Annotated in this window: 12 protein-coding genes; 4 read left to right on the top strand and 8 right to left on the bottom strand. The window is 57.5% G+C overall.

Annotated elements, in window-relative coordinates; genetic code table 11:
• Window positions 1-161 precede the first annotated feature (161 nt).
• Together ACOI7Z_RS23860 and mdtD are read left to right on the top strand one after the other, a co-directional pair.
• Window positions 162-863 (top strand): FadR/GntR family transcriptional regulator, encoded by a 702-nt coding sequence (locus ACOI7Z_RS23860; protein ID WP_023291487.1) that lies wholly within the window; start codon window positions 162-164, stop codon window positions 861-863.
• A gap of 12 nt (window positions 864-875) precedes the next feature.
• Window positions 876-2273, top strand: a complete 1398-nt coding sequence (mdtD, locus tag ACOI7Z_RS23855; protein WP_023291486.1) for a multidrug transporter subunit MdtD — start codon at window positions 876-878, stop codon at window positions 2271-2273.
• On the opposite strand, the gene rbsR is transcribed toward mdtD, so the two are convergent.
• The 7 genes from rbsR to kup all read right to left on the bottom strand — a co-directional run bounded on the left by rbsR (window position 2270) and on the right by kup (window position 10177).
• Window positions 2270-3262 (bottom strand): ribose operon transcriptional repressor RbsR, encoded by a 993-nt coding sequence (rbsR, locus tag ACOI7Z_RS23850; RefSeq protein WP_087776367.1) that lies wholly within the window; start codon window positions 3260-3262, stop codon window positions 2270-2272. The two genes, mdtD and rbsR, sit on opposite strands and share 4 nt — an antisense overlap.
• A 3-nt stretch (window positions 3263-3265) precedes the next feature.
• Window positions 3266-4195 carry a ribokinase gene (rbsK, locus tag ACOI7Z_RS23845; RefSeq protein ID WP_023291484.1) on the bottom strand — a complete coding sequence of 310 codons (930 nt, stop codon included), beginning with the start codon at window positions 4193-4195 and terminating at the stop codon, window positions 3266-3268.
• A gap of 103 nt (window positions 4196-4298) precedes the next feature.
• Entirely contained in the window at window positions 4299-5189 is an 891-nt protein-coding gene (rbsB, locus tag ACOI7Z_RS23840) for a ribose ABC transporter substrate-binding protein RbsB (protein ID WP_004202323.1), read from the bottom strand.
• Between the two features lie 27 nt (window positions 5190-5216).
• Complete coding sequence (rbsC, locus tag ACOI7Z_RS23835) at window positions 5217-6182, bottom strand: ribose ABC transporter permease (RefSeq protein WP_004202322.1); 966 nt, start codon at window positions 6180-6182, stop codon at window positions 5217-5219.
• 5 nt (window positions 6183-6187) lie between these two features.
• Window positions 6188-7693: a ribose ABC transporter ATP-binding protein RbsA gene (gene rbsA, locus ACOI7Z_RS23830; protein ID WP_023291483.1), complete on the bottom strand. Its 1506-nt coding sequence runs from the start codon at window positions 7691-7693 to the stop codon at window positions 6188-6190.
• A gap of 10 nt (window positions 7694-7703) precedes the next feature.
• Window positions 7704-8123: a D-ribose pyranase gene (gene rbsD / locus ACOI7Z_RS23825; RefSeq protein ID WP_004202320.1), complete on the bottom strand. Its 420-nt coding sequence runs from the start codon at window positions 8121-8123 to the stop codon at window positions 7704-7706.
• A gap of 185 nt (window positions 8124-8308) precedes the next feature.
• Window positions 8309-10177, bottom strand: a complete 1869-nt coding sequence (gene kup / locus ACOI7Z_RS23820; protein ID WP_004202319.1) for a low affinity potassium transporter Kup — start codon at window positions 10175-10177, stop codon at window positions 8309-8311.
• A 217-nt stretch (window positions 10178-10394) separates the two neighbouring features.
• On the opposite strand from kup, the gene ravA reads away from it, so the two are divergent.
• Both ravA and viaA read left to right on the top strand, forming a co-directional pair.
• Window positions 10395-11894: an ATPase RavA gene (gene ravA, locus ACOI7Z_RS23815; protein ID WP_060590682.1), complete on the top strand. Its 1500-nt coding sequence runs from the start codon at window positions 10395-10397 to the stop codon at window positions 11892-11894.
• Window positions 11891-13339, top strand: a complete 1449-nt coding sequence (gene viaA / locus ACOI7Z_RS23810) for an ATPase RavA stimulator ViaA (protein ID WP_032454444.1) — start codon at window positions 11891-11893, stop codon at window positions 13337-13339. The genes ravA and viaA overlap by 4 nt, the downstream gene beginning before the upstream one ends.
• A 3-nt stretch (window positions 13340-13342) precedes the next feature.
• Here viaA and asnA read toward each other — a convergent pair whose 3' ends face one another.
• Window positions 13343-14335, bottom strand: coding sequence for an aspartate--ammonia ligase (asnA, locus tag ACOI7Z_RS23805; RefSeq protein WP_087849145.1), 993 nt, complete (start codon window positions 14333-14335; stop codon window positions 13343-13345).
• Window positions 14336-14381 lie beyond the last annotated feature (46 nt).

Below are 14381 nucleotides of genomic sequence, written 5' to 3'. Positions count from 1 at the left end.
TGAGGTGACAAGGGGAAATGCAAAAAAACTTTTCAACCGTCTCTTTTTTCAACAATGCGGCGAGGAATGTCGCAAAAAACCGCCGTTTTGCTGTTTTAACCGACGAAACGGGGCGCCTGGTGGCATACTGTTAGTGTAGAGAAAAGAAAGGAACGGCATTTATGTCTTTAAGCGCACAGCAACTGGCGGCACAAAAGAACATCTCCTGGGTACTGGCCGAGAAGCTCGCCCAAAAGATACTGACTGGCGAATATCAGCCGGAAAGCATTCTTCCCGGCGAAATGGAGTTAGGGGAGCAGTTCGGCGTGAGTCGTACCGCCGTCCGCGAAGCGGTGAAGACGCTGACTGCAAAAGGCATGCTGCTGCCCCGCCCTCGCATTGGCACCCGGGTAATGCCGCGCAGCAGCTGGAACTTCCTGGATAAGGAACTACTCTCCTGGTGGCTCACGGAAGATAACTTCGAAGAGGTGGTGAGCCACTTTCTCGTCATGCGCAGCAGCCTGGAGCCACAGGCCTGTTTCCTCGCCGCCGCCCACGGCACCGCGGAGCAGAAAGCGCAGCTCAATACCCTTATGGAAGAGATGATTGCCCTGAAACGTCATTTTCAGCGTGATCGCTGGATAGACGTCGATATGGCCTGGCATGAACATATCTATGAAATGAGCGGCAATCCTTTCCTCAGCTCATTCGCTTCTTTATTTCATTCCGTCTACCACACCTACTTCACGTCGATTACGCAAAATGAAGTCGTGAAGCTCGATCTCCACCAGGCGATCGTCGATGCCATTCTCAATAGCGATGCGCCAGGTGCCTTGCTCGCCTGCCAGGCGCTGCTGAACGCCCCACACCACGTAAATCAATAACAAGGATTTGGCATGAGCGGAAAAAAAGGGCGCAGCATGGCAGGCCTGCCGTGGATCGCGGCGATGGCCTTCTTTATGCAGGCGCTGGATGCCACCATTCTTAACACCGCCCTCCCGGCTATCGCCCACAGCCTGAACCGTTCCCCCTTAGCAATGCAGTCGGCCATCATCAGCTATACGCTGACGGTGGCGATGTTGATTCCGGTCAGCGGCTGGCTGGCCGATCGCTTCGGCACGCGCCGGGTCTTTATCATCGCCGTTAGCCTGTTTACTCTCGGCTCCCTCGCCTGCGCGCTCTCGAGTTCATTAACGGAGCTGGTCATTTTTCGCGTTATTCAGGGGGTCGGCGGGGCGATGATGATGCCGGTGGCGAGGCTAGCCCTCCTGCGCGCCTATCCGCGCAGCGAACTGCTGCCGGTACTGAACTTTGTCACCATGCCGGGACTGGTAGGACCGATTCTGGGCCCGGTTCTCGGCGGGGTATTTGTGACCTGGGCCAGCTGGCATTGGATTTTCCTGATAAACATTCCCATCGGCGTGATCGGCATTCTGTATGCCCGTAAATATATGCCAAATTTCACAACGCCGCGCCGACGCTTCGATATAACCGGTTTTCTGTTATTTGGCTTAAGCCTGGTGTTATTTTCCAGCGGTATTGAACTGTTTGGCGAAAAAATCGTGGCGACATGGCTGGCGCTGGCGGTGATCGCCGTCAGTCTGATACTGCTCCTGGCCTATGTCCGTCACGCGCGCCGCCATCCTGCGCCGCTGATCTCGCTCTCTTTATTTAAGACCCATACGTTCTCGGTCGGCATTGCCGGCAACCTTGCCACGCGGTTGGGTACCGGCTGCGTACCTTTTCTGATGCCGCTCATGCTGCAGGTTGGCTTTGGCTATCCGGCCATTATCGCCGGCTGTATGATCGCCCCCACCGCTATCGGCTCGATTATTGCGAAATCTACCGTTACCCAGGTGCTGCGCTGGTTTGGCTATCGTAAGACCCTGGTGGGGATCACCGTGTTTATTGGCCTTATGATTGCCCAGTTCTCGCTGCAGTCGCCAGAAATGCCGCTGTGGATGCTGCTTCTGCCGCTGTTCGTGCTGGGGATGGCGATGTCCACGCAGTTTACCGCCATGAATACCATTACCCTGGCCGATCTGACGGATGACAATGCCAGCAGCGGCAATAGCCTGCTGGCAGTCACCCAGCAGCTTTCCATCAGTCTCGGAGTGGCCATCAGCGCTGCGGTGCTGCGCTTCTATGAAGGTTTTGACAGCGCCAGCACCGTAGAGCAGTTTCACTACACCTTTATTACCATGGGCGTGATAACCATCGTGTCGGCGCTGATGTTTATGCTGTTGAGAGCGAAGGATGGCCGCAACCTGATTAGCGAGCGGCACAAACGCTAAGCGGAACCGCGGACCACCAGCTCCGGGGTTAACTGTACGCGCTGCTGTTTTTGCTGCGGGTCGGCCATGCGATGGATCAGCACGTCGATGGCCAGTTCCCCCAGCTCATCTTTCGGCTGGTGAATGGTGGTTAACGGCGGCGTCATATAGCGAGCCAGTTCAATATCATCGTAACCCACCAGCGCCATATCCTGCGGGATCTGCAACCCGGCCTGGTATAACGCCTGATAAGCGCCAACCGCCATGGCGTCGTTACCGACAAACACCGCCTGCGGCCGCTGCGGCAACGCCAGCAGCTGCTGCATCGCGCTAAATCCGCCGCCAAACTCAAAATCACTGGTCACCACGTCTCCCTCGGCTACGGGCAGACCGCAGCGCGCCATCGCGGCATGGTAACCTTCAAGGCGCAGACGCGCCGGGGTTTTATCCAGCGGGCCGGCAATGCAGGCAATGTGTGAATACCCTTGATCGATCAGGTACTGGGTCGCCATATCGCCACCGAGCAGCGAGTTATCCTGAATCAGATCGCTATCGCCATCAAACGGCGCCCAGTCCATCATGACCGTCGGAACCGACGGATAGCGCTGCATAATTTCCGGGGAGGGTTGGTGGGTCTCAGTGCACAGCAGCAGTAATCCATCGACGCGTTTTTGCATTAACGTCTCCAGATTACGATTCATTCGCTGCTCATCACCTTCCGTATTACAGAGTACGAGACTATAACCCCGCTCAAAGCAGCTGCGCTCCACGCCCCGCACCAGCTCGGAATAAAACGGATTGGTACTGGCGGTGATCAGCATGCCGATGGTGCGGGTTTGATTAAGCTTGAGGCTACGCGCCAGCGCCGAGGGGGCGTAGTTGAGGCTTTTGATCGCGGCGTCGACTTTGGCGGTAATCGCCTCGCTGACAAAGCGGTCCTTATTGATGACGTGTGACACCGTCGATGTGGAAACGCCCGCGACGCGGGCCACATCTTTCATCGTAGCCAAGCATTACCCCTGTTGCGCTAAAAATTCATCAATCTCTGTGCGCCACGGCACGGAAGGCTGCGCGCCTTTGCGAGTCACGGCAATCGCCGCCGCGGCATGCGCAAAGCGGATCGCCTCCGGCAGGGCGGTCCCTTCCAGCAGCGCGGTCACCAGCGCGCCGTTGAAAGTGTCGCCGGCCGCGATAGTATCAATAGCCTGCACGCGAAACCCTGGGATCCGGCGGCTTTCGCCTTCGGCACTGAGCCAGACGCCGCGGCTGCCGAGGGTGATCATTACCGTACCAATGCCTTTGGCATGCAGCACGTCGGCGGCTTTTGCCGCATCCTCGTCACTCTCAACGCGAATCCCCGTCAGCTTTTCCGCTTCGGTTTCGTTGGGGGTAATGATATCCACCAGCGCCAGCAGTTCATCGGACAGTTCACGCGCTGGCGCGGGATTAAGCACCACGGTGGTCTGATGGTGATGGGCGATTTTCGCCGCCGCCAGCACGCTCTCCAGCGGCGACTCGAGCTGCATCAACAACGCCTGCGCGCTGGCGATCCGCTCTTTTTCCGCCTCTACCTGAGCGACGGATAAGGCCGCATTGGCGCCGGCATGAATACCGATAACATTCTCACCTTCGGCGTTAACGAAGATTAACGCCACGCCGGTTGCTTCCCCGGCGACCGCGCGCACAGGCGCCACATCGATTTTATCGCTCGCCAGCTGGCGGCGGATGCGTTCACCGATGTCGTCATCGCCGGTGCAGGCAATAAACGCGATATCCGCCCCGCTGCGCCCGGCGGCCACCGCCTGGTTGGCCCCTTTACCACCGAACGCCAGCTGGTAGTGGTTGCCGGTGACGGTTTCACCCGGCGTCGGGAAAGCGTCAAGGTTGAGAATGTGATCGGCATTGATGCTGCCAAGGACGACAAGTTTGCCTGCAGTTTTCATCGTTTCTGTTCCCGGGAAAGCGCGCCACCGGGATCCGGTGGCGCATGCCCTGCTTTTCTTTTTTTATATTGTCCCTCGGACCGTTGCCAGTCCGAATCGCATATTACTGCTTAACGACCAGCTTCAGCTCAACCGGGTAGTTAGCTTCCACTTTTTCGCCCTTCAGTACCTTATCAGCAGTCTCAACGCCTTTCGCGCCGATCTGCTCCGGCAACTGTGCGACGGTCGCCGCCAGTTTGCCACTGTTTACTGCTTTTTCGCCATCCGGAGTGCCGTCAAATCCAACCACCATCACATCGGACTTGCCTGCGGTCTGCAGCGCGCGCAGAGCGCCGAGCGCCATTTCATCATTCTGCGCGAACACCGCCTGGACGTCAGGATGGGCGGTCAGCAGGTTCTGCATCACGTTCAGCCCTTTGGTACGGTCGAAATCGGCCGGCTGGCTGGCCAGAACGTTGAACTTGTGCGCCGCCACGGCCTGTTTGAAGCCTTCGCCGCGCTCGCGCGCCGCGGAAGTCCCGGCAATGCCCTGCAGCTCAATGACTTTCGCACTTTCACCCAGCTTTTTCGCAATGTAATCGCCCGCCATTTTTCCGCCCTGCACGTTGTCAGAGGCGATGTGGCTCACGACATCGCCTTTTGTCGCCTGACGGTCGAGGGTGATGACCGGGATTTTCGCCTGGTTCGCCATCTTCACGGCATTGCCGACGGCATCAGAGTCGGTTGGGTTGATCAGCAACAGCTTCGCGCCGCGCACCGTTAAATCCTGAACGTTAGCCAGCTCTTTCGCCGGGTTGTTCTGGGAATCGAGCACCACCAGGTTGTAGCCCAGTTTGTCAGCTTCTTTTTGCGCGCCGTCTTTCAGCGACACGAAGAAGGGATTGTTGAGGGTAGAGATAACCAGAGCGATGGTGTCTTTGGCCATCGCGTTCGCGCTAACGGTCGCACTTAGCGCAACAGCAGAGACCAGGGTCGCCAGTTTTTTCATATTCATAGTTAAGATGTCCTGTAGAGTTCTCAGTTACTGCTTTTTGTTATCTACCAGTACCGCCAGCAAAATCACCACCGCTTTAACGATCATCTGGTAATAGGAAGAAACGCCTAAAAGGTTCAAACCATTATTCAGGAAGCCAAGGATCAGCGCGCCAATCAGCGTGCCGACAATGCGTCCTTTGCCGCCCGCCAGGCTGGTGCCGCCGAGCACGACTGCCGCAATGGCGTCCAGCTCATAGCCTGTCCCGGCCGTCGGCTGCGCGGAGGAGAGGCGCGCCACTTCGATAATCCCGGCCAGCGACGCCAGCATCCCGCACAACGCGTAGACGATAATTTTGACTTTATTGACGCTAATCCCGGACAGGCGCGTCGCCGCCTCATTACCGCCAAGGGCGTAGATATAACGACCCAGGCGAGTATGGTGCAGCATGTACCAGGCCGCCAGGAAGACAATCGCCATGATCCATACCGGCGTCGGGATCCCCAGCGGACGCCCGATACCAAACCAGCCGAACAGATCGGCATTATCGCTAAAGCCGGTATTGATCGGGCTGCCGTTGGTGTACACCATGGTCACGCCGCGCAGCAGCAGCATCATCACCAGGGTGGCGATGAAAGCCTGCACGCGGCCTTTCGCCACAATCACCCCGGTGACTGCGCCGATCGCCGCACCTAATGCGAGGGCAGCAGCGACCGCCACCAGCGCATTCACTTCAATGCCAACGATCGACGCCGCCACCGCGCCGGTGAGCGCCAGCAGGGAACCGACGGACAGGTCGATCCCCGAGGTCAGTATGACCAGCGTCATCCCTACCGCCATAATGGCGTTAACGGAGGTCTGCTGCAGAATATTGAACAGGTTATTGACGGTAAAAAAGTTGGGGCTCATGGTCGATACCACCGCGATCAGCACCAGCAGGGCAATCAGCGATTTTTGCTCCATCAGCCACGCTTTCGTGAAATAACGGCGACCAGAAACAGCCTGGGTTGTCATCTTTCTTACTCCTGATTCACACGGTTAAGCTTGCCCACAGCGGCAGCCATCAATACTTCCTGGGTGGCCTGCTCGCGTGTGAATTCACCGCCGAGATGCCCTTCATGCATCACTATGATGCGATCGCTCATGCCCAACACTTCCGGCATCTCGGAGGAGACCAGAATGATGCTCAGGCCATCGGCTTTGAACTGATTGATGAGCTGGTAGATCTCTTTCTTCGCCCCAACGTCGACGCCACGGGTCGGCTCATCGAGGATCAGGACCTTCGGCCGGGTCATCAGCCCGCGGGCGATGGCGACCTTTTGCTGGTTGCCGCCGGAGAGCAGGCCGATCGCCTGCTCCATGGACGGCGTTTTCACGTTAAACAGCCGGATGAAATCACTGACCGCCTGCTGTTCATCTTTATGCTTGAGACTCCCCCCCGTCCGGCTGAAGTAGCGCAGGGCGGTCAGGGACATGTTTTCTTTTACCGACATCCCGAGCACTAAGCCGTCACGCTTACGGTCTTCGGAGATATAGACAATGCCGTTCGCCAGACCATCCTGCGGCGAACGGGTCACCACTTCGTGACCGTCGAGCGTCACGGAGCCGCTGCTGCGCGGCAGCGCGCCATACAACACTTTCATCAGCTCGGTCCGCCCGGCGCCCATCAGCCCGGCGACGCCGAGGATTTCCCCCTGGCGCAGGGTAAAGGTCACGTTTTCCACGCCCGGGCCGCAGAGATTATCGACTTTCAGGCGCACCGCGCCCGGCGCCTTAGCCAGATGCGGATACTGATCTTCCAGCTTCCGGCCAACCATCATTTCAATCAGACGGTCTTCATCCAGCGAGGAGACCTCGCGTTCGGCGATAAACTGCCCGTCGCGGAACACGGTCACGTCGTCGCAAATCTCGAAGATCTCTTTCATGCGGTGGGAGATGTAGACGATGCCGCGCCCCTGCGATTTCAGTTCGCGGATCACACGGAACAGCGATTCGGTTTCGGTATCGGTCAGCGCGTCGGTCGGTTCATCCATAATGATGACCTTCGACTCGAAGCTCAGCACTTTGGCGATCTCCACCATTTGCTGGTCGCCAATCGACAGATCGCCCACCAACTTCTGGCTGGTAAAACGGAGATTCAGCTTCGCCAGCAGCTTGTCGGCTTCGGCATACATCCGCTTCCAGTCGATTTTGCCAAAGCGGTTAACGAATTCGCGGCCGAGGAAGATGTTCTCGGCGATCGTCAACTGCGGGATCAGGTTCAGCTCCTGATGGATAATGCCGATCCCGGCTTCCTGGGAAGATTTTGGGCCGCTAAAGGTGGTCTCTTTGCCCAACCACAATAAAGCGCCAGCATCACGGGTATAGATCCCGGTCAGCACTTTCATCATGGTGGATTTACCGGCGCCGTTCTCACCCACCAGCGCCATCACCCGGCCAGGGTAGACATTCAGCGAGGCGCCGGAGAGCGCCTTGACGCCAGGGAACGCTTTATCGATCCCTTTCAGTTGCAATAAGGCTTCCATGACGGCGATCTCAGAAGGTGACGCCGGCACAGAGAATGATATTCGCAAACGGGGAACACTCCCCGCTGCGAATTACCGCCTGACTGTCTGCGGTTTGTTTTTTGAACTGCTCATGACTGGTGTAACGAATTTCAATGGTGTTTCCCTGGTGCTGCTGCAGCTGCTCAAGATGGTTGAGCAACGTCGCGTGGAGCTGCGGATTATGCGTCTTAATTTCCTCCGCGATGACAGCCGCTTCAACCTGCATTTCCGTCGTCACCACTTCCAGAACCTGCATAAATGAAGGTACGCCCTGGGTCAACGCCATATCGATGCGCGCGCTGCTGCGGGGAACCGGTAATCCGGCATCGCAGACCACCAGCGTATCGGTGTGGCCCAGGCGGGAGATAACCGCGGAAATATCAGCGTTAAGTACGGTGCCTTTTTTCATTTTTTCTCTTTTGCTCCACTAGCGAAACGTTTCGCTAAAATAATTATTATCAATGCGTGAGCAGAAAACCATCACCAGAAGAGAGAAATGTGATCGCTATCGAAACGTTTCGCGAGACAGAGACAGGAGATGACAGCCGGAGTGAGAAACAAAAAGCCCTTCGCAACGGAAGGGCTTTTTTGACATCAGATTTCGACCTGAGTACCGAGCTCGATAACCCGGTTTGGCGGGATTTCAAACTGATCCGGCGCGCGCAGGGCGTTACGCTGCAGCAGCAGATAAAGCTTGCCGCGCAGGCGCAGATACCACGGCCGTTTGCCGATAATCAGCGACTCATGGGACATAAAGAACGAGGTCTCCATCATCCGGCAGCTGAGTCCTTCCAGGCCACAGCGATGGAACACCTCTTCGACATTTGGCGTTTCCCGCCAGCCGTAGCTGGCCACCACCCGCCAGAACGAGGGCGACAGCTGCTCAATCTGCACCCGGCGAACGTTATGCACGTAAGGCGCGTCTTCGGTGCGCAGGGTCAGGAGGATCACTCGCTCATGCAGCACCTTGTTGTGCTTCAGGTTATGCAGCAGGGCAAACGGGATCACGTTCAGGGCGCGGGACATATACACCGCAGTACCCGGCACGCGCACCGGCGGCGATTTCTCCAGCGAAGAGATCATCGCTTCCAGCGAGTTGCCGTGCTCGTGCATTCGACGCAGCAGGCGGAAACGCTCGCTCTTCCAGGTGGTCATCACCGTAAACATCACCAGACCCAGGGACAACGGCAGCCAGCCGCCGGAGACAATCTTATCGAGGTTCGCTGAGAACAGCGGAACATCAATGCACAGGAAGGCCACCAGCATCAGCCCAACGAACAGTTTATTCCAGTGCCAGTTTTTGCGCGCCACCGTTGCCGACAGGATAGAGGTCAGCACCATGGTCCCCGTGACCGCGATACCGTACGCCGCCGCCAGGTTAGACGAGTGCTCGAAGCTGACGATGACGATCACTACCGAGACATACAGCAGCCAGTTAATGAACGGGATATAGATCTGGCCGGACTCCATTTCCGAGGTGTGGATGATGCGCATCGGCGACAGATAGCCCAGACGCACCGCCTGACGGGTTAAGGAGAAGACCCCGGAGATCACCGCCTGCGAGGCGATAACCGTCGCCAGTGTGGCGATAATCAGCATCGGGATCAGCGCCCACTCCGGCGCCAGCAGGAAGAACGGGTTTTTAATCGCTTCCGGATGCTTAAGCAGCAATGCCCCCTGGCCAAAATAGTTAAGCACCAGCGAAGGCAGCACGACGGAGAACCAGGCGACACGGATCGGCAGTTTGCCGAAGTGCCCCATATCGGCGTACAGCGCTTCCACCCCGGTAATCGACAGCACCACCGCGCCAAGCGCAATAAAGGAAACCGTTTTGTACTGCAGGAAGAAATGCACCGCCCAGTAGGGGTTTAGCGCCTGCAGAACTTCCGGGTTAGCGTAAATGCTTCGCGCGCCAAGCACCGCCAGCAGCAAGAACCAGATCAGCATAATCGGCGCAAACAGCTTGCCGACCATTCCGGTCCCGTGCTTCTGGATCATAAATAGCAGGGTAAGCACGATAATGGAGATCGGCACAATCCAGCTATCGAGCTGCGGAGCGATAATTTCTAACCCCTCTATCGCCGACATCACCGAAATCGCCGGGGTAATCACCACTTCGCCATAGAAGAAACTGCCGCCGATCAGGCCGAGGATCACCAGCACAGAGGTCATCCGCGCCGAGGTATTGCGTCCGGCCAGCGACATCAGCGTTAAGATCCCGCCTTCCCCGGCGTTATCCGCCCGCATCACGAAGGTGATGTATTTAATCGATACGGTAAAGATTAACAGCCAGAAAATCAGCGACAAAAAGCCAAAAACGGCATCGCGCTCAACGCCAAAGCCAAACTGACCTGACAGGCATTCACGCAGGGTATACAGTGGACTGGTACCGATATCACCGTACACCACGCCGATGGCCGCCAGCGTTAACGCCGGCAACGATTGTTTATTATCAGTGCTCATAGACTAGTCTTTTCGTTTATAAAACAAATGTGTGCCTAGTCCCTTGGCCCACAAAAAGCGCACAGTATGCACGATTATTTGTGAAATCGTACCCCTAACAGACACCATATTAACCTGGCTCAAAAAAAATAAATCGATTCTTCAGGCTATTACCGCCCCTGCTCTAACATCTATACTCGTCCCAATAACGATACATGACAAAGCACGCAACTCAATTATGGCTCAAACACATTTACTGGCTGAAAGAATTTCCCGACTCAGCGCGGCACTCGAAAAAGGACTCTTTGAACGCAGCCACGCGATACGCCTGTGCCTGCTGGCGGCGCTCAGCGGCGAGAGCGTATTTTTGCTTGGTCCGCCGGGGATCGCCAAAAGCCTGATTGCCCGCCGCCTCAAGTTCGCCTTCCAGCAGGCGCGCGCTTTTGAATACCTGATGACCCGCTTTTCCACCCCGGAAGAGGTTTTTGGCCCGCTGTCCATTCAGGCGCTGAAAGATGAAGGCCGCTACGAGCGTTTAACCGCCGGCTACCTGCCGGAAGCAGAAATCGTGTTCCTCGATGAAATATGGAAAGCGGGTCCGGCTATCCTCAACACCCTGCTGACGGCGATTAACGAACGTCACTTCCGCAACGGCGCTCACGAAGAGAAAATCCCGATGCGCCTGCTGGTGGCCGCCTCGAACGAACTGCCCGAAGCCGACAGCAGCCTGGAAGCGCTGTATGACCGCATGCTGATCCGTCTGTGGCTCGATAAAGTACAGGATAAAGGTAATTTCCGTTCGATGCTGGTCAGCCAGCAGGATGAAAACAGCAATCCGGTGCCCAGCGCGCTGCAGGTTAGCGATGAAGAGTTTACGCAATGGCAGCAGCAGATCGGCAATATCAAACTGCCGGACGCGGTGTTTGAGCTGATATTCCAGCTGCGCCAGCAGCTGGATGCCCTGCCAAACGCGCCATACGTTTCGGATCGCCGCTGGAAAAAGGCTATTCGCCTGCTGCAGGCCAGCGCCTTCTTCAGCGGCCGCGACAGCATCGCGCCGATAGATCTTATCCTGCTGAAAGATTGTCTGTGGCACAACGTCGAGAGCATGAACCTGATGTCGCAGCAGCTGGAAACGCTGATGACCTGCCACGCCTGGCAGCAGCAGGCGATGCTGACGCGGCTCGGGGCGATTGTGCAGCGACGCATTCAGATCCAACAGCAGCAAAGTGACAAAACGGCGCTAAAGGTCACCCGCCTTGGCGGCATGTTTAGCCGCAAGCCGCACTATGAGCTGCCGGCGGAGATCCAGGGGACCACCCTGACCCTGCTGCTGCAGCAGCCGCTCAAACTCCACGATATGGAAGTGATCCACATTACTTTTGAGCGCGAGGCGTTAGCCAGCTGGCTGGAAAAGGGCGGCGAGATCCGCGGCAAGCTCAACGGGATCGGCTTTGCCCAACTGCTCAATATGGATGTCGACACCAGCCAGCATCTGGTTGTTCGCGACGTCAGCCTGCAGGGCTCACGCCTCTCACTGCCCGGCAGCGCGTCGCAGGAAAACATGCCGGCGGAAATTCGCCAGCAGCTGGAGGCGCTGGACGATGAATGGCACCAGCAACATAACCGCTTCAGTGAGCAGCAGAAGTGCCTGTTTATCCCGGTCGAGTGGCTGGGAAGAATCGAAGCCAGCCTGCAGGACGTCGGCGCGCAGATTAAACAGGCGAAGCAGCCATGACGCTCGATATGCTGAATGTCATGCTGGCAGTCAGCGAAGAGGGAATGATCGAGGAGATGCTGCTGGCGCTGCTGGCCTCTCCGCAGCTGGCGGTTTTCTTTGAGAAATTTCCCCGCCTGAAAAACATCATCGCGGCGGATATTCCGCGCTGGCGGGAAGCCGTTCGCGCCCGCTTAAAAGAGGTTAACGTCCCGCCGGATCTGGACGCCGAGGTGCAAACCTATCAGCAGGCTCAGCTGCTCTCTACCTCGCAGTTTATCGTCCAGCTGCCGCAGATCCTCGGCAAGCTACACCAGCTCCAGTCCCCTTTTGCCGCCCAGGCGCAGAAGCTAGTGGACGACAATGCGACCTTTACCCCGGCGCTGCATACGCTGTTTTTACAGCGCTGGCGCCTGAGCCTGGTGGTGCAAGCCACCAGCCTTAACCAGCAGCTGCTGGATGAGGAGCGCGATCAGTTGCTCAGCGAGGTCCAGGAACGAATGACGCTCAGCGGTCAGCTCGATCCGGTGCTGGCTGAGAATGACACCGCCGCCGGACGCCTGTGGGATATGAGCGCCGGCGAACTCAAACGTGGCGACTATCAGCTGATCGTGCGCTATGGCGATTTTCTTAACCAGCAGCCGGAGCTACTGCAGCTGGCGGAACAGCTGGGGCGCTCACGGGAAGCGAAATCCGTGCCGAAGAAAGACGCGCCGATGGAGACCTTCCGTAGCCTGGTGCGCGAGCCAGCGACGGTGCCGGAACAGGTCGACGGCCTCCAGCAGAGCGATGACATTCTGCGCCTGCTGCCTCCGGAGCTGGCGACGCTCGGCATCACGGAGCTGGAATTTGAATTTTATCGCAAGCTGGTGGAGAAACAGCTCCTGACCTACCGGCTGCACGGCGACGCCTGGCGCGAAAAAATCACCGAACGCCCGGTGACGCGGCAGGATTTTGATGAACAGCCGCGCGGGCCCTTTATTGTCTGCGTCGATACGTCAGGATCGATGGGCGGTTTTAACGAGCAGTGCGCCAAAGCCTTTTGTCTGGCTCTGATGCGCGTCGCGCTAGCGGATAACCGCCGCTGCTTTATTATGCTGTTCTCCAGCGAAGTGGTGCACTACGAACTGACCTGCGAGGGCGGCCTGGAACAGGCGATCCGCTTTCTGAGCCAGCGCTTTCGCGGCGGCACCGATCTGGCCAGCTGTTTTCGCGCCATTATTGAACGTCTGCAAAACCCGCAGTGGGTGGATGCGGATGCCGTGGTGATCTCCGACTTTATTGCCCAGCGGTTGCCGGATGAGGTGATTGCTCAGGTGGGGGAGTTACAGCGAAAGCATCAGCACCGTTTTCACGCGGTGGCGATGTCGGTACACGGCAAACCCGGCATCATGCGCATCTTCGATCATATCTGGCGCTTTGATACCGGGTTGCGTAGCCGCCTGCTGCGACGCTGGCGGCGCTAATCGTTACAGCAGCGCGGAAACGCTTTCGCGAACCTGTGCCGGCCATACGCCGCACTGCACCTGGCCGATATGGTCGAGCTGCAGCAACAGCATCGTCAGCCGAGACTGGCCAATGCCGCCGCCGATAGTCTGCGGCATCTCGCCGCGCAGCAGCGCCTGGTGCCACTCCAGTTTCAGGCGATCTTCATCGCCGGTCAGCGCCAGCTGGCGTTTCAGCGCCGCGGCGTCAACGCGGATCCCCATTGAGGAGATCTCGAACGCATCTTCCAGCACGGGGTTCCACACCAGGATATCGCCGTTCAGTCCGGCAAAGCCTTCAGAAACCTCAGTGCTCCAGTCATCATAGTCCGGCGCACGTACATCATGGCGCTTGCCATCAGAGAGTTTGCCGCCGATGCCGATTAAGAAGACGGCGCCCAGCTCTTTGGCAATCGCCCGCTCGCGGCCCTTGGCATCAAGATCCGGATAGCGACTCAGCAGCGCCTGGCTGTGAACAAAGTGGATCTGTTCCGGCAGGAACGGCGTCAGGCCAAATTCCTGGCTGACCGCCAGCTCGGTGGCTTTGATCCCGGCGTAAATCGCTTCGACGGTCGCCTTCAGCGTGCCGACGTGGCGCTCTTCATCCCCCATCACCCGCTCCCAGTCCCACTGGTCGACATAGATGGAATGGATCGGCGTCAGACGGTCTTCATCGGGGCGAAGGGCCTTCATGTGCGTGTACAGCCCTTCGCCCGCGCTGAAGTCGTGTTGTCCCAGGGTTTGACGCTTCCACTTCGCCAGCGAATGCACCACTTCGAACTGGGCGTCGGGCAGTGTTTTCACTTTCACCTGAACCGCTTTCTCACAGCCGGACAAGTTATCCTGCGTCCCATCGCCCACGCGGCTTAAGATTGGCGCCTGGACTTCAATCAGGCCAAGCTTCTCTTCCAGCTGACGGGAAAAGTGGGATTTAACGAAACTGATCTGGCGTTGTTTTGCGATATATGCGGTTTTCATTTTTATGACTCCTGCGTCCTGTTGCCATTGATTAAGCAACAAAAAA

The organism is Klebsiella sp. C283 (assembly GCF_048822555.1).
Taxonomy (GTDB): Bacteria; Pseudomonadota; Gammaproteobacteria; order Enterobacterales; family Enterobacteriaceae; genus Klebsiella; species Klebsiella quasipneumoniae.
This window is presented reverse-complemented; position numbering and strand designations above follow the sequence as displayed.

Bases quoted from the DNA above. Each gene is read 5' to 3' on its own strand.
- mdtD (WP_023291486.1), top strand. From the start codon at position 876: ATGAGCGGAAAAAAAGGGCGCAGCATGGCAGGCCTGCCGTGGATCGCG.
- rbsB (WP_004202323.1), bottom strand. From the start codon at position 5,189: ATGAATATGAAAAAACTGGCGACCCTGGTCTCTGCTGTTGCGCTAAGT.
- rbsD (WP_004202320.1), bottom strand. From the start codon at position 8,123: ATGAAAAAAGGCACCGTACTTAACGCTGATATTTCCGCGGTTATCTCC.
- rbsA (WP_023291483.1), bottom strand. From the start codon at position 7,693: ATGGAAGCCTTATTGCAACTGAAAGGGATCGATAAAGCGTTCCCTGGC.
- ravA (WP_060590682.1), top strand. From the start codon at position 10,395: ATGGCTCAAACACATTTACTGGCTGAAAGAATTTCCCGACTCAGCGCG.
- asnA (WP_087849145.1), bottom strand. From the start codon at position 14,335: ATGAAAACCGCATATATCGCAAAACAACGCCAGATCAGTTTCGTTAAA.
- viaA (WP_032454444.1), top strand. From the start codon at position 11,891: ATGACGCTCGATATGCTGAATGTCATGCTGGCAGTCAGCGAAGAGGGA.
- kup (WP_004202319.1), bottom strand. From the start codon at position 10,177: ATGAGCACTGATAATAAACAATCGTTGCCGGCGTTAACGCTGGCGGCC.
- rbsK (WP_023291484.1), bottom strand. From the start codon at position 4,195: ATGAAAACTGCAGGCAAACTTGTCGTCCTTGGCAGCATCAATGCCGAT.
- ACOI7Z_RS23860 (WP_023291487.1), top strand. From the start codon at position 162: ATGTCTTTAAGCGCACAGCAACTGGCGGCACAAAAGAACATCTCCTGG.
- rbsC (WP_004202322.1), bottom strand. From the start codon at position 6,182: ATGACAACCCAGGCTGTTTCTGGTCGCCGTTATTTCACGAAAGCGTGG.